The organism is Comamonas sp. BIGb0152, from assembly GCF_024809975.1.
GTDB lineage: Bacteria > Pseudomonadota > Gammaproteobacteria > Burkholderiales > Burkholderiaceae_C > Comamonas.
Window position 1 is genome coordinate 478,458 of the sequence record NZ_JANUDY010000001.1, and the last position, 15,460, is coordinate 493,917.

The 15,460-nt window shown below is 64.9% G+C and carries 15 protein-coding genes; 6 read left to right on the forward strand and 9 right to left on the reverse strand.

Annotation, left to right across the window (positions count from 1 at the left end; translation table 11 throughout):
- The first annotated feature begins 7 nt into the window (after positions 1–7).
- From M2375_RS02160 to M2375_RS02185, 6 genes are all read left to right on the forward strand, one after another.
- Positions 8–919, forward strand: coding sequence for an ABC transporter permease (locus M2375_RS02160; protein ID WP_259163634.1), 912 nt, complete (start codon positions 8–10; stop codon positions 917–919).
- Between the two features lie 9 nt (positions 920–928).
- Complete coding sequence (locus tag M2375_RS02165) at positions 929–1,954, forward strand: ABC transporter ATP-binding protein (protein WP_259163635.1); 1,026 nt, start codon at positions 929–931, stop codon at positions 1,952–1,954.
- The gene (locus tag M2375_RS02170) at positions 1,951–2,802 is read left to right on the forward strand and encodes an ATP-binding cassette domain-containing protein (RefSeq protein ID WP_259163637.1); all 852 of its coding nucleotides are present in this window, start codon (positions 1,951–1,953) and stop codon (positions 2,800–2,802) included. Before M2375_RS02165 ends, M2375_RS02170 begins: the two co-directional genes overlap by 4 nt.
- A gap of 138 nt (positions 2,803–2,940) precedes the next feature.
- Entirely contained in the window at positions 2,941–4,431 is a 1,491-nt protein-coding gene (locus tag M2375_RS02175) for an ABC transporter substrate-binding protein (RefSeq protein ID WP_259163639.1), read from the forward strand.
- Positions 4,432–4,540: 109 nt separating this feature from the next.
- Positions 4,541–5,947 (forward strand): amidase, encoded by a 1,407-nt coding sequence (locus M2375_RS02180; RefSeq protein ID WP_259163641.1) that lies wholly within the window; start codon positions 4,541–4,543, stop codon positions 5,945–5,947.
- Between the two features lie 17 nt (positions 5,948–5,964).
- Entirely contained in the window at positions 5,965–7,302 is a 1,338-nt protein-coding gene (locus M2375_RS02185; RefSeq protein ID WP_259163643.1) for a tetratricopeptide repeat protein, read from the forward strand.
- Between the two features lie 33 nt (positions 7,303–7,335).
- Here M2375_RS02185 and M2375_RS02190 read toward each other — a convergent pair whose 3' ends face one another.
- From M2375_RS02190 to M2375_RS02230, 9 genes are all read right to left on the reverse strand, one after another.
- Positions 7,336–7,995, reverse strand: a complete 660-nt coding sequence (locus M2375_RS02190) for a LysE family translocator (protein ID WP_259163645.1) — start codon at positions 7,993–7,995, stop codon at positions 7,336–7,338.
- 87 nt (positions 7,996–8,082) lie between these two features.
- The gene (locus M2375_RS02195) at positions 8,083–8,940 is read right to left on the reverse strand and encodes a DUF429 domain-containing protein (protein WP_259163647.1); all 858 of its coding nucleotides are present in this window, start codon (positions 8,938–8,940) and stop codon (positions 8,083–8,085) included.
- Between the two features lie 3 nt (positions 8,941–8,943).
- Complete coding sequence (locus M2375_RS02200) at positions 8,944–9,834, reverse strand: DMT family transporter (RefSeq protein ID WP_259163648.1); 891 nt, start codon at positions 9,832–9,834, stop codon at positions 8,944–8,946.
- A 64-nt stretch (positions 9,835–9,898) separates the two neighbouring features.
- Positions 9,899–10,630, reverse strand: coding sequence for a GTP cyclohydrolase I (folE, locus tag M2375_RS02205; RefSeq protein ID WP_259163649.1), 732 nt, complete (start codon positions 10,628–10,630; stop codon positions 9,899–9,901).
- Positions 10,631–10,763: 133 nt separating this feature from the next.
- On the reverse strand, positions 10,764–11,519 hold the full coding sequence (locus tag M2375_RS02210) for an endonuclease/exonuclease/phosphatase family protein (RefSeq protein ID WP_259163650.1): 756 nt from the start codon (positions 11,517–11,519) through the stop codon (positions 10,764–10,766).
- The gene (nudB, locus tag M2375_RS02215) at positions 11,516–12,001 is read right to left on the reverse strand and encodes a dihydroneopterin triphosphate diphosphatase (RefSeq protein WP_259163652.1); all 486 of its coding nucleotides are present in this window, start codon (positions 11,999–12,001) and stop codon (positions 11,516–11,518) included. The genes M2375_RS02210 and nudB overlap by 4 nt, the downstream gene beginning before the upstream one ends.
- A gap of 2 nt (positions 12,002–12,003) precedes the next feature.
- Complete coding sequence (locus M2375_RS02220; RefSeq protein WP_404979263.1) at positions 12,004–12,837, reverse strand: CsgG/HfaB family protein; 834 nt, start codon at positions 12,835–12,837, stop codon at positions 12,004–12,006.
- Between the two features lie 132 nt (positions 12,838–12,969).
- Positions 12,970–14,778 (reverse strand): aspartate--tRNA ligase, encoded by a 1,809-nt coding sequence (gene aspS, locus M2375_RS02225; protein WP_259163654.1) that lies wholly within the window; start codon positions 14,776–14,778, stop codon positions 12,970–12,972.
- A gap of 41 nt (positions 14,779–14,819) precedes the next feature.
- Positions 14,820–15,458 carry a DUF502 domain-containing protein gene (locus M2375_RS02230; RefSeq protein WP_259163655.1) on the reverse strand — a complete coding sequence of 213 codons (639 nt, stop codon included), beginning with the start codon at positions 15,456–15,458 and terminating at the stop codon, positions 14,820–14,822.
- Between the last annotated feature and the right edge of the window lie 2 nt (positions 15,459–15,460).

Sequence of the window (15,460 nt, forward strand, 5' to 3'; positions counted from 1 at the left end):
GCCCGCCATGCCAACGCCTACCTCCGTCGCCCCTGCCCTGCCCAGCACCGCTGCGAGCCCGCCGCTCGCCAGCCCATCCAGCCGCCATGCACTGTGGCGGCGCGCCTTGCGCAACCCCAGCTTCATGATTGGCCTAGTGCTCACCGCCATGCTGTTGTGCGCTGCCGGCCTGTCCTATGTCTGGACGCCGCATTCGGCCTTCGAGATGAACATGGAGGCCAAGCTGCAGGGCCCATCGCTCGCCCACTGGCTGGGCACCGATGCCTATGGCCGCGACGTGGCCTCGCAGCTGCTGCTGGGCGCACGCGCCTCGATCCTGGTGGGCGTCATCGCCGTGGGCATCGGCGTGGTGGTGGGCACGGCGCTGGGCCTGCTCGCGGCCGCCAAACGCGGCTGGGTCGAAGAGGCCATCATGCGCCTGGCCGACTTCTCGCTGGCCTTCCCTGCCATCCTGTCGGCCATCATGCTGACCGCCGTCTTCGGCCCGGGCATCACCAATGCCATCGTGGCCATCGGCATCTACAACATCCCCATGTTTGCGCGCATTGCACGCGGCTCGGCCAACACCATCTGGGCCCGTGAATATGTCACCGCCGCCCGGGCCTGCGGCAAGGGCACCTGGGCCATCACCTGGCAGCATGTGCTGCCCAATATCTCGGCCACCTTGATCGTGCAAAGCACCATCCGCTTTGCGATCGCAATCCTGGCCGAGGCCGCGCTGTCCTACCTGGGCTTGGGCACCCAGCCGCCGCAGCCCTCCTGGGGCCGCATGCTGAGTGAGGCGCAGACCTTGATGTTCCAGGCACCGCTCTTGGCCGTCTTCCCGGGCGTGGCCATTGCGCTGTCCGTGCTGGGGCTCAACCTGCTGGGCGACGGTCTGCGTGACCTGCTCGATCCACGACTCGCCCGCAAGCGCTAAGGAGCAGCCATGGCATTGATCGACGTACAGCACCTGGGCATTACGCTGCAGACCCACCGAGGCCCCGCACGCGCCGTGCGCGATGTCAGCTTTCAAATCGAGCGCGGCCAGGCCCTGGGCCTGATTGGCGAATCGGGCTGCGGCAAATCCATCACGGCCATGGCCTTGATGGGCCTGCTGCCCGAATCAGCCCAGGTCAGCGGCAGCGCCCAGCTTGACGGACAAAGCCTGGTGCAGCAGCCCGACCGCTGGTGGCGGGGCGTGCGCGGCAACCGCATTGCGATGATCTTCCAGGAGCCGATGACGGCGCTGAACCCGGTGCACACCATCGGCCGCCAGATCAGCGAGCCCTTGCGCCTGCACAAGGGCTGGAGCGCGCGCCAGGCCCGCGAAGAAGCCATTGCACTGCTCGACCGCGTCGGCATTGCCCAGCCTGCGCAGCGCTTTGATGCCTACCCGCACCAGTTTTCGGGCGGGCAGCGCCAGCGCATCACCATCGCCATGGCGCTGGCTTGCGGCCCCGATCTGCTGATTGCCGACGAGCCCACCACGGCGCTGGATGTCACCATCCAGCAGCAGATCCTGGACCTGATCAATGGCCTGGTGGAAGAGCGCCAAATGGCCTTGCTGCTGATCTCGCACGACCTGGGCGTGATCTCGCAGAACGTGGACAAGATGGTCGTGATGTACGGCGGCACCGTGGTCGAGTCCGGCAGCACCGAGGCCGTGTTTGAACACATGGCCCACCCCTACACCCGGGGCCTGCTGGCCGCACGCCCCAGCATGCAGCCCCGCATCCAGGGCCAGCCCCAGCGCTTGCACACCATTGCCGGCTCGGTGCCCGAGCTGGCCGACCTGCCCGCGGGCTGCACCTTTGCCGGGCGCTGCAGCTTTACCCAGCCTGCCTGCTTTACGCAGCCGCCGCCCAGCATCACCTTGCCATCGGGCGCGTTGGACCAGACCCACCAGGTGCACTGCCTGCGCCCCGAGGCCTATGCCGTGGCCACCGAGACCCCTGACGAGACCCCCGCATGAATGCAGCCACCCATGACACCCCCTTGCTGCAAGTGCGCGACCTGGTGCGCACCTACACCCTGCCCCGCGAGAAACTGTTTTCTGCCCCACCCACCGTGCAAGCCCTCAAGGGTGTGAGCTTTGAGCTGCATGCCGGCCAAAGCCTGGGCATCGTCGGCGAGTCGGGCTCAGGCAAATCCACCTTGGCACGCCTGGTGATGGCACTGGACCAGCCCACTGCCGGCCAGGTGCTGCTGGAGGGCCAGGACCTGCACCGCATGCCGGCCGCCGCACTGCAGCGCGCGCGCAAGGATTTCCAGATGGTGTTCCAGGACCCTTATGGTTCGCTGGACCCGCGCCAGACCGTGGAGCGCATCGTCAGCGAGCCGCTGCAGGCGCAAAAGAGCAGCACCCGTGCCGAGCAGCGCGAACGCGCCAGCCAGGTGCTGCAGCAAGTGGGCCTGCGCGCGCAGGATGTGGACAAGTACCCGCATGAGTTCTCCGGCGGCCAGCGCCAGCGCATCGCCATTGCCCGCGCGCTGATCACCAAGCCCCGGCTGATCATCGCCGATGAGCCCGTCAGCGCCCTGGACGTGTCGGTGCAAGCCCAGGTGCTCAACCTGATGCAGGACCTGCAGCAAGAACATGGCATCACCTACCTGCTGATCAGCCATGACCTGGCCGTTATCAACCACCTCTGCGACGCCGTGGTGGTGCTCTACCAGGGCGAGATCGTCGAGCGCGGCGCGCCAGCCCAGCTGTTTCAGCAGGCCCAGCACCCGTATACACAAAAACTGGTGCGCGCCGTGCCAGCGGTGCGGCCACGCCGACACCGCATGCCAGCAGGGATTGGGGTAAGTCCTGTATAACCGTGTTTGAGCTCCTCGGCACGCCCGCAAGGGCGACCCCCGCGAGGACGGCCCCCACAAGGGCATTCCCCGCGAGGGCGACGCCGCTTCACAGCTTTCCCCGATAAATTGAATAAAACCCGATCCAAGGAGTACCGGATGCTGAACCGTAGACACCTGCTTGCCGCAGGCACCCTGGCACCGCTGCCGCTGTGGCTGCCCGGCATGGCCCAGGCGCAGGCCAAGAAAGACACCGTCGTGCTGGGCATGACCTTGGAGCCGCCAGGGCTTGATCCCACGGCAGGTGCCGCCTCGTCGATTGCCGAGATCACCCACTACAACCTGTACGAGACGCTGACCAAGATCAATGCCGACGGCAGCGTCTCGCCCTTGCTGGCCGAAAGCTGGGAGGTCTCACCCGATCTCAAGACCTACACCTTCAAGCTGCGCAAAGGCGTGAGCTTTCACAATGGCGAGCCCTTCAATGCCCACAGCGTGAAGTTCTCCTTTGACCGTGCCTCCAGCGAAAAAAGCACCAACAAGGACAAGCGCACCTTTGCCAACCTCACGGCCCAGGTGGTCGATGAGCACACGGTGGTGATCCTGAACAAGGAGATCGACCCGGACCTGCTGTTTGTGCTGGGCCAGGCCACCTCAGTCATCGTCGAGCCCAAGAGCGCCGACAGCAATGCCACCAAGCCCATCGGTACCGGCCCCTACAAGCTGGGTAACTGGAGCAAGGGCGCCTCCATCACCCTGGATGCCTGGCCCCAGTACCGCAACCCCGGCAGCATCCGTATCCGCCGTGCCACCTTCCGGTTTATCTCGGATGCAGCCGCCCAGGTCGCCGCCTTGCTCGCCGGTGATGTGGACATCTTCCCGCGCGTATCGGCCCGGGGTATCGACCAGTTCAAGACCAACCCGCGCTACCAGGTGGTCATCTCCGGCTCGCGCGCCAAGACCATTGTGGCCATCAACGAGCGGCGCAAGCCGCTGGACGATGTGCGGGTGCGCCGCGCGCTGTCCGCCGCCATTGACCGCAAGGCCGTCATTGCCGGGGCCGCCGAAGGCCTGGGCGTGCCCATTGGCAGCCACTACGTGCCCGGCGCCTTCGGCTATGTGGACACCACCGGCATCAATCCCTATGACGTGGAAAAGGCCAAGAAGCTGCTCGCAGAAGCCGGGGTCAAAACCCCGCTGAGCCTGAGCATGACCCTGCCGCCTACGCCGTATGCGCGCCAAGGCGGCGAGATCATTGCCGCGCAGCTGGCCAAGATCGGTGTCGAGGTCAAGCTGCAGAACGTGGAATGGGCGCAGTGGCTCTCGGGCACCTACACCAACAAGAACTACGACCTGTCGATCATCTCGCACGTCGAGCCCTTCGACCTGGAGAACTACACCCGGCCCGACTACTACTGGGGCTACAAGTCCGAGAAGTTCAACAAGCTGTTCGAGCAGATCAAGCTCGAAGCCCGTCCGGCCGACCGCTCGCGCCTGCTGGGCGAGGCCCAGCGCCTGCTGGCCGAAGATGCCGCCAACGTTTACCTGTACCAGCCGCAGTGGGTGACCATCGCCGCCAAAAACGTGCGCGGGCTTTGGAAGGACATGCCGATCTTCATCAACGACTTGTCATCCATGTACTGGGCATAAGCCCGGGCTTGCGCTAGGCTTGAAGCAAGCACACCGCCCATCCACGGCCCTGCCGGGATGGGCTTTTTTCATTGAGCCACCCCACCCCAACCCAGCCCCCTTGCCCGATATGACCGCGTTGCATGATTGGCCCGCCACTGCGCTGCTGGCCGCCTACCAAAAACAAGAACTCTCCCCTGTCGATGTCATGCAATCTGTCATCGACCATGTCGCGCAGTGGGAGCCGCGCCTGTGCGCCACCTACCTGTACCGGCCTGAACAGGCGCTGGCCCAGGCCCGCGCCAGCGAGGCGCGCTGGCACAAGGGGGCACCCGCCGGCCTGCTCGATGGCCTGCCCGTGACCATCAAGGAAAACATTGCCACCCAGGGCGACCCGCTGCCCGCCGGCACCGCCGCCGTCACCCTGGTACCCGCTGCGGCCGATGCACCGCCCGCCGCCCGCCTGCGCGAGGCCCATGCCATCTGCTTTAGCAAGACCACCATGCCCGACTACGGCATGCTGTCGTCCGGCCTGTCGAGCTTTCATCCGCTGGCACGCAACCCCTGGGACCTGAGCAAGGGCCCGGGCGGCTCCAGCGCAGGCGGTGGTGCCGCCGCCGCCGCAGGCTACGGCCCGCTGCACATCGGCACCGACATTGGCGGCTCCTTGCGCCTGCCCGCCAGTTGGTGCGGCATCTACAGCCTCAAGCCCAGCCTGGGCCGCATCCCCATCGACCCGCCCTACCAAGGCCGTGCCGCCGGCCCGATGACCCGCAGCGTGGACGACTCAGCGCTGATGATGCAAGTGCTGTCCGCCCCCGATGTGCGCGACAGCATGAGCCTGCCCGCGCAGGACATCGCCTGGAGCACGGTGGCCACCACCGGCGTGGACTTTATTCGGGGCAAGCGCATTGGCCTGCTGCTCGATGCCGGCTGCGGCCTGCCGCTGCAGCCCGAGGTGCGCGCCGCCATCGAGCAGGCCGCCGCACTGCTGGAATCCGCAGGCGCGCAAATCACGCCGATGCAGCCCTTCATGACGCCTGCGATGCTGGACGGCATGGACCGCTTCTGGCGCATGCGCTCCTGGAACGATCTGCAGGCGCTCAGCAGCGCGCAGCGCGACCGGGTGCTGCCCTATATCCGCGCTTGGGCCGAGAGCGCCGAGGGCATGGGGGGCAGCGCAGTGTTCCAGGCCAGCCAGCAGTTCCACCTGGTGCGCCTGGCCACCGTCAAAGCCTGCAGCGCGTTTGACTTTGTGATCTCGCCCGTGGCGCCACATGTCGCGTTTGATGCCGAATGGGCATCGCCCACCAACGACCCTTTGCGCCCGCTGGAGCACATTGGCTTTACCGTGCCCTACAACATGTCGGAGCAGCCAGCCGCCTCCATCAACTGCGGCTACACCGCCGCTGGCCTGCCCATTGGCCTGCAGATTGCCGGTGCGCGTTTTGATGACCTGGGTGTGCTGCAGCTGTCGCGGGCTTTCGAGCAGATTCGCGGCCCACAAAAGCCCTGGCCGCTGCCGCCCAAGGCCTGAGCCAAGGAGACCAGCGCATGGGCACGCAGCACGATCTGTATGGCAACCCGGTCAGCAGCGATGCAGCCGCCCTGCCCTACCTGAACGACTTTGCAGAAGGCTTTGCCGCCTGCGACATGCGCGTGCTGCGCATCCTGGACATCGCCGAGCAGGACGACAGCCCGCTGGTGCACACCTGGTGCGCGGCACTTCATCTGTTTGCCGAAGATGCACAAGCCGCCCGCCAGGCCCAGCCCTTTTTGCAGCGCGCCCGCGCAAGCCAGGCGCAGGCCCATGGCCGCGAGAAGCAGTGGCTGGCCGCCATCGAGGCCTGGGCCGAGGGCGACACGCCCTTGGCCGCGCAAAGGCTCGAAGCGCTGCTGCAGCACTACCCGCGCGACCTGGCCGCGCTCAAGCTCGCGCACTACCATGCCTTCAACCTGGGCGATTCCCCCGCCATGCTGCGCATGGCGCTGTCGGCCCAGCCGCACTGCGCCGATATCCCTTACTTCCACGGCATGCTGGCCTTTGCCTATGAGCAATGCCATTTGCTGGGCCAGGCTGAGACGGCGGCGCGCCATGCGCTGCAGCTGCGCTTCAAGGAGCCCTGGGCCCACCATGCGCTGGCCCATGTCCTGCTGACCGAAGGCCGCGTGGACGAAGGCCTGGCTTTCATGCAGGGCGCCAGTTCCAGCTGGACGGGGCTCAACTCCTTCATGCAGACCCACAACTGGTGGCACCTGGCCCTGTTTTTGATAGAGGATGAGCGCCACGACGAGGCCTTGCAGTTGCACGACAGCCAGGTCTGGGGGGTCGTGCCGGCCTATTCGCAAGACCAGATCGGCTCCATCTCACTGCTGGCACGGTTGGAGCTAGAAGGGCTCGATGTGGGTCAGCGCTGGCAGCAGCTCACGCCCTATCTGCTGCAACGCCAGCACGACCATGTGCTGCCCTTTCTCGATCTGCAATACCTGTACGGCCTGGCACGCGCCGGGCAATGGCAGGCGGCGCAGCAGCTGCTGGCCAGCATGCAGTGCCACGCTGATGCGCAAGTGCATCCCCGGCTGCGCGCCGTCTGGCAAGCGGTCTGCCTGCCTGCAGCGCGGGGCGTGTTAGCCCATGCCCAAGGCCAGTACGGGCAGGCAGCCCAGCAGCTGGGCCCCTTGATTGCGCGCCTGGTGGAGACCGGTGGCAGCCATGCCCAGCGCGACCTGTTCAGCCAGCTCTACTGGAGCGCCCTGCGCCACACCGGCCAGTGGACGGCCTTGCAGAACCTGGTGCAGCCCTGGTGTAACCAGCAGCCGCAGTCCAAACGGCTGGCACGGCATATGCGCCGCATTTACCAGGGGCTGGGCTTGCCCGCACTGGCGGGTTAAGCGGCAGCCAAGCATGCCCCCGTCTGCCAGCCCTCAGCGCTGCGCCGTCGCCAGCTTGACCGCCAGGCCCACAAACACCACGGCGGTGATCTTGTTCAGCAAGAACTGCGCGCGGGGCGAGCGCAGCAGCAGATTGCCAAAGGCGCCCGAGAACAGCGCAATGGCGCCAAACACCAGGAAGGCCGCCAGGATGAACACGGCGCCAAAGACAAAGATCTGCGGGCCGACGGGACCGATGGCAGGGTCGGCAAACTGCGGCAAAAACGCCAGAAAGAAGATCAGCACCTTCGGGTTGGTGAGGTTCATCACCACGCCACGGCGCACCATCACCAGCAGGTCCTTGCCCGCGATCGCTGGGCGCAGGCCCCCGTTGGCGGTTGCGCCGCCATCGGATGCATCTGCAGACATCGGCGCCCGCCATGCGCCCCAGGCCAGATACGCCAGATAGGCCGCACCACACCACTTGAGCACCGTGAACGCCATGCTGGATGCGGCAAACACCGCCGCCAGCCCCAGTGCCACGGCGGTGGTGTGCACCACCACGCCCAGGCACAGGCCGACGACCACGGCAATGCCCACCCGCCAGCCGCGCTGTATCGATTGCATCAGCACAAACAGATTGTCCGGCCCGGGCGACAGCGCCAGCAGCAGGGCAACACCAAAAAAGGCCAGCAGGGATTGAAAGGTGGGCATAGGAATGTCTCGGGGAAGGGCCGCAGACCAGCGGCGAAGAACCGGCACATTATGGCCTGCTGCCCAGTGGGCCAGGGCTGCCAGCACTTACGGGCGTGACAGCGGCGCGGTCACGATCCAGCCTTCCAGCGGATCCATGCCGGGCGGCAATCCGTACTGCGCATGGCCCGCCGCATGCTGCGCCAATGCCCAAGCGGCCTGCAGCATGCAGATGGCGGCATCCAGGTGGTCGCCACTGGCGTCTGCCGCCATGGTCTGCCGCTGCGCCTCGTCGGCCAGCAAGCGCAGCCCCAGCCGGTGCTGGCCTTGCTGCAAAGCCTCCAACAGCTCGGCCCTGGCTTGCGCGCGCTCAGGCGTCTGGCGCTGGCGGTCATCGCTTTTGTAGCTGCGTCGGCCGATCAGCTCGCGCGCCAGCATGCCGGGGTAGGCTTCCAGTGCCACCCTGGCGCTGTCTCGCCGCAGCAGGCCGGGGAAATCCGCCCCCACCGCCAGCAGCCGGGGCAGGCCCGCATGCAGCATCCAGGCGACGGGCGGGTTGACCCATTTCATCGAGGGGCTGGAGCCCGCAGGCCAGTCGGTGGCGCGGTGGGCAAATTTGCCGCCAGCGGGCCTGGCATCGCAAAAGGCTTTGAAGAGGCTGCGGATCTCGCTGCGCTCCAGGCGGGCGTAATGCTGCATGCAGGCCTGCCAATCGCTGGGCCAACCCAGGTGGCTCACCAGCTCGCGCGGCAGTGCAAAGGGCAGATCAAAGCCGCCCACCCAGGCGGGCTGTTGCTGTAAAAAATCCTGCCACTGCGCCAGCGTGGCAAAGCGGTCAAAGCCCTGCAGCGCCACGGTGCCCGCATCGGCATCCAGATGGCCCCAGGCCACAACCACCGGTTTGCGTGGGCTCGGGCTGCTGCTGAAATCGCAGCCCAACACCATCGGCAGCACAGCACCTGGCATGGCCTAGCCCAGGCCCAGGGCGACCACACCCACACCAATGAGCAGCGCGCCGGCAATGCGCAGCAGGCGATCGCCCTCGCCCAGCAGCTTGCCGCCAATCAGTGCGGCAAACAGCATCGATACCTCACGCGCAGGCGCCACATGCGAGATGGGCGCGGTCTGCACCGCATACAGCACCAGCACATAGGCCATGGGGCTGAAGATGGCGACCACCAGCGCAAAGCGCCATTGCAGGCGCCACAGGCGCTGGGTTTCGGCCCAGTTCATGACGCCCAGGGGTGCCAGCATCACGACGCGCACCAGGTTGCCCATGTAGTCCAGCAAGATGGGAGACAGCATCACCACCTTGACGGCATAGCTGTCAACCACGGTATAGGCCGCAATAAAGAGGCCCGTGAGCAGGCCGTAGTACAGGCCCTTGAGTGTGCGCTCCCGCGCCTCGCCGGGGCCGGGCCGGGTGGCAGCGCGCAGCATGGCCGGGCCACCTGCAATCAAAAACACCCCCGCCACCACGGCGGCAATGCCAAGCGCGCCCAGGCTGGACAGGTGCTCGCCCAAAAACAGCACGGCGACCATCGACGAGATCAACGGGCCGCTGCCCCGCGCCAGCGGGTAGACCACCGTGAGATCGGCCACCCGGTAGCCGCGCAGCAAGGTGATGAAGTAAAAGATATGCAGCAGCGCGCTGGCCGAGACAAAGGCCCATTCGGTAGCACCCCATAGGGGCACCACATCCTTGCCCACCCACCAGCCTACCGGCAGCCACACGACGGCATTGAGCACCGAGGTAAACAGCGAAAAGCGGGCATCGCCTCCTGCTTTCTTGGCCACAATGTTCCAAAAAGCATGGATGATGCCGGCCACAATGATGAGCGTGAATGCGTGGAGCGTCATGGCAGTCGAAGCGGCAAAAAAATAACCCGGGGCAGGCCCGGGCGATGTGTGCTTAGCGTGGCAGTCAGTTGCCAGCGCGCTGCGGGATCAGCGACAGAAACTCGCGCCGCAAATTGGGGTCGCTCAGAAACTCTCCACGCATGACGGAGTTGAGCATCTTGGAGTCCATCTCACGCACGCCCCTCCAGGACATGCAAAAGTGCGAGGCCTCCAGCACGACAGCCAAGCCATCGGGCTGGGTCTTTTTCATGATCAGGTCGGCCAGCTGCACAATCGCCTCTTCCTGGATCTGGGGACGGCCCAGCACCCAGTCCACCAGGCGTGCGTACTTGGACAGGCCGATCACATTGGTGTTCTTGTTGGGCAGCACGCCAATCCAGACCTTGCCGATGACCGGGCAGAGGTGGTGGCTGCAGGCGCTGCGCACGGTGATCGGGCCGACGATCATCAGCTCGTTCAAATGCTCAGCATTGGGGAAGGCGGTCACCTCGGGCTGGGGCACATAGCGGCCCTTGAACACCTCGGTGAGGTACATCTTGGCCACGCGGCGCGCGGTGTTGCGGGTGTTGTGGTCATCCTTGGTGTTGATCACCATGCTGTCGAGCACGCCCTGCATCTTGCCTTCGACCTCATCGAGCAATTGCTCCAGCTCGCCGGGCTCGATGAACTCGGCGATATTGTCGTTGGCATGAAAGCGCCGCTGGGCTGCCACTATCCGCTCACGGATCTTGACGGACACCGGTGTGCCTTCGTCGCTGGCAGGTGCTTTATTCGGATCGGATAGTTCTGTAAACATATAAAGGAATGGTAGCAGCGATTGCAGACCTGTAAGCACTCGTTGTGTCTTGCCCCTTGGTCAGCACAGGAAAAGCTCAAAAGCTATCAATTCAATAGCATTTATCACGCAAAAGCGCGCTGTGATCCCAGGCTCAGTCGCGCAGACGGAACTCGGCAATCAACGGCAGGTGATCAGACATGCGCCACCAGATGCGGCCCCGGGGCACAAACAGGCCACAAGGCGTCAAACCCCGGGCATAGACATGGTCCAGCTGTACCACCGGCAGGCGCGAGGGATAGGTCATCAGCGGCTGCTCGTCATATTCAAACAGGCCAAAGCCGGCCAGCATGCGCTTGACCTGGAAGCCCCAGTCGTTGAAGTCCCCGGCAACGATCACCGGCTCATCAGAGGGCACATGGGCCTGGATGAACTCATGGATCTGCGCCGTCTGGCGCAAGCGGCTGCCCTGCACCAGGCCCAGGTGCACGACGATGGTGTGGATGCGCTGGCCGGCAATCTCCATCGCCACATGCAGCAGGCCGCGCTGCTCGAAGCGGTGGTCCGAGATGTCGCGGTGGTTGGATTCCAGAATCGGCCAGCGGGTCAGCAAGGCATTGCCGTGCTCACCCCAGCGGGTGGTGGCATTGGTGCGGTACGCGGCCGTATAGCCCAGCGGGGTCAGAAAATCCGCCTGGTTCTGCTCGGGCCAGTTGTTGAAGAAGCTCTCTTCCTTGCGGTTGTCCTTGCGCACTTCCTGCAGGCAGATGATGTCGGCATCCAGCTGCTCGACCGCCAGCCCCAGGTTGTGGATCTCCAGCCTGCGCACGGGGCCCAGGCCCTGCACGCCCTTGTGGATGTTGTAGGTGGCTACCCGAAGAATGGGCAAATCGTCGTGAATATCGGTCATGAAGCTGTGAACCTCGGCAGCCACAGAATGGCTTCGCTGTTCGAGATGGAATAGCAGCGTTCTGCTGCCTCTCGCCAATCATGCCACGCGTAGGCCGTGTGCTCTCTGGGGCTCAGCACGATCTTGGTGTAGGACGGCACCTGCAGGCTCAGCACATGCTCGGTGTTCATGCACACATCGGGCGCGTAGCGGTGGCGCCACTGCGGGTAGATCGGGTAGATGTTCTCCAGCTGCCAGTCGCGCAGTAGGCAATCTGGCTGCCCAGCATCGATACCGGTTTCTTCCCACACCTCCCGGATGGCCGTCTCCTGCCAGGTCTCGGCCTCGCTGTCCTGGCTGCCCGTGACGGGTTGCCAGTAGTCCTGGCCCTCCATCTGGCTGACACGGCGCAGCAGCAGCACCTGCAGATCAGCGGTATGGATGATGACCAGCACCGACCGGGGCAGTTTGTAGGGCAGGCTTGCGCCGCTGGTGTCTTGCATAGCTAGCGCGCCGCCTCGGGCTTGCGGGTGGCTACGGCAGGCGGCAAGGCCTTGGCCTGCAGCAGGCGCACCTGCTGCACCATCAGGTTGTGGGCGTTCAAAAAGGCGGCGGCAATCACCTTGCCCTCATTGGTATTGCTCCAGCCCATGCCGGCGCCGCCGCCCAGGCGGCCCAGCAGCACACCGCCTACGCCCAGGTCGGTGGCCCGAGCTGATCCAGTGGATGCGGCTACCTGTTCCGTGGTTTCGTTGTCGGTCAGGAACAAGGCGGTCTGCGCCTCTTTGAACTTGACCTGCTCGGCCACGCCGGCCAGGCCTGCGATATCACGCAGCACCGGCACCATGGCGATGATGCCCGCCAGGCCCCGGCCGGCATCCTGTTCACTGAACGTCAGGTTGGGCACCATGGTGTACTGGGCCTCATAGCCCTTGCGCTTTTGCACCGTGCCATGGGGGCGCAGCACGCCGGCGTCCTGCAACTCCCCTTCGCGGATGGTGCCCTGCAGGCCTCCGGCCCGGTCCACCACCCGAAAGCAGCCGCTTTGCTGCATCAGCAAGCGCACCAGGGGCACGGGGCTGGGCGGCAGGTTCAGGCTGCTGGGCACCACATAGCCGCGCGGGTTCTCCAGCAAGGCCACCGTGGCAATCGGCGCATCGCAGCGCTCCAGGCTGGCATGCGCGCCCTGCCCGCCTGCCGGGCCGGCCGAGCCCGAGACTTCGGAGCCGCCCTGGCCCAGCTCGGTCTTTTTCTCGCCGCAGGCGGTCAGCGCCAGCGCGATGGCGACCAGGGCCATTCCGTTGGCCAGACGCTTGGAAGGCTTAGTCATCTCACGCATCGGCTGCCTTTGCAAACATGCAATCCGGCAGAGCATAGCGCCCGGCCATGACAAAAAAAAGCCAAAGCCGCAGGGCTTTGGCTTGGGTCGCAGCGCCGTGCATCAGGCATGCCCATGCACCGCGTGGTCCGCTTACTGCGCTGCTGCGGTGTTGCGCAGCTTGATGTGCAGCTCGCGCAGCTGCTTTTCGTCCACCGGCGATGGGGCCTGGGTCAGCAAGTCCTGTGCGCGCTGGGTCTTGGGGAAGGCGATCACGTCGCGGATCGATTCGGAACCGGTCATCAAGGTGATCAAACGGTCCAGACCAAAGGCCAGGCCGCCGTGGGGAGGCGCGCCGTACTGCAGCGCGTCCAGCAGGTAACCAAACTTGGCACGGGCGTCTTCGGCGCTGATCTTGAGCGCGGTGAACACCTTGGACTGCACATCGGCGCGGTGGATACGCACCGAGCCGCCACCCAGCTCCCAGCCGTTCAGCACCATGTCGTAGGCCTTGGCAATGCACTTGCCAGGGTCCGTGTCCATCAGGTCTTCATGGCCATCCTTGGGCGAGGTGAAGGGATGGTGCACAGCGGCCCAGCGGTCGTTTTCCTCGTCGTGTTCGAACATCGGGAAGTCCACCACCCACAGCGGTGCCCAGCGGTCTTCGAACAGGCCGGTGCTCTTGCCAAAGGCACTGTGGCCAATCTTGATGCGCAAGGCGCCGATGGCGTCATTGACGATCTTTTCCTTGTCCGCGCCAAAGAAAATCAGGTCGCCGTCTTGCGCTTCGGTGCGCTTGAGGATCTCGGCAATCGCGGCATCATGGATGTTCTTGACGATGGGCGACTGCAGGCCGTCACGGCCCTTGGCCAGCTCATTGACCTTGATGTAGGCCAGGCCCTTGGCGCCATAGATCTTGACGAAGTCGGTGTAGGCATCGATGTCGCCACGCGACAGCCCGCCCTGCTCGCGTGCACCGCCGGGAACGCGCAGGCCCACTACGCGGCCGCCCTTCATGTTGGCGGCGCCCGAGAACACCTTGAAGTCCACGTCCTTCATCACCTCGGTCAGCTCGGTGAACTCCAGCTTCACGCGCAGGTCAGGCTTGTCCGAACCAAAGCGGAAAGCGGCATCCTGGTAGGTCATGATCGGGAACTCGCCCAGGTCCACATTCAGCTGGGTCTGGAACACTTCCTTGATCATGCGCTGGAAGATGGCGCGGATCTCTTCTTCGTTCAGGAACGAGGTCTCGCAGTCGATCTGCGTGAACTCGGGCTGGCGGTCAGCACGCAGGTCTTCGTCGCGGAAGCACTTGGTGATCTGGTAGTAGCGGTCATAGCCGGCCACCATCAGCATCTGCTTGTACAGCTGGGGCGACTGGGGCAGCGCGAAGAACTCGCCGTCATGCACGCGGCTGGGCACCAGGTAGTCGCGCGCGCCTTCGGGCGTGCTCTTGCCCAGCATGGGCGTTTCGATATCGACAAAACCTTCTTTGTCCAGGAAGTTGCGCACCTGGATGGCCGTCTTGTAGCGCAGCATCATGTTGCGCTGCATGACCGGGCGGCGCAGATCCAGCACGCGGTTGGTGAGGCGCACGGTCTCCGACAGGTTCTCGTCGTCGATCTGGAAAGGAGGCGTCACCGAGGCGTTGAGCACGATCAGCTCATGGCACAGCACTTCAATCTTGCCGCTCTTGATCGATTCGTTGGTGGTGCCATCGGGACGGGCACGCACGAGGCCCTTGACCTGCACGCAGAACTCATTGCGCACGCCTTCGGCCACCTTGAACATCTCGGCGCGGTCAGGATCGCAGACCACTTGCACATAGCCTTCGCGGTCGCGCAGGTCGATGAAAATCACACCACCGTGGTCACGGCGGCGGTTGACCCAGCCGCACAGGCTCACGGTTTCGCCCATCTGGGCTTCGGTCACTTGACCGCAGTATTGGGAACGCATTGCCATAGCCAATCTTCCTGCACCTGCAAAGGCGCCTTAGTTCTCAGTTATTTAGACCCCGATGGGGCGTCTGGCGCAGCCACGACCCCCATCGAGACGATGTATTTAAGCGCAGCATCCACGCTCATATTCAATTCAATGCAATCGCTTTTGCGCACCATCACCAGGTAGCCACCGGTGGGGTTCGGGGTGGTGGGCACATAGACGCTGACAAAGGCGGCATCGGGGTTTGCCGGGTCGCTGTGCAGGTGCTGGTCCAGCTCACCGCCGGGCGCGCCGGTCACAAAGCCGATGGTCCACATGCCCGGCTGGGGCCACTGCACCATGACGGCGGTGCGAAAGGCATTGCCGCTCTCGGAAAACAAGGTGTCGGAGACCTGTTTGACGCTCGAGTAGATCGAACGCACCACCGGTATGCGGCTGACTAGGGCATCGCCCCAGGAGACGAGCTTGCGGCCCACAAAGTTGCTGGCAGTGCCGCCAACGATCAGCAAGATCGCCAGGGTCAGCACCACACCAAAACCCGGAATGTGGTAGCCCAGGACCTGGTCAGGCTGCCAGCTCTGCGGCAGGATCTGCAAGGTCTGGTCGAGCGTGCCGATGATCCAGTTGAGCACCCAGACCGTGATGACCCCCGGCACAACGACCAGCAGGCCGGTCAACAACCATTTGCGCAGGGATGCCATCG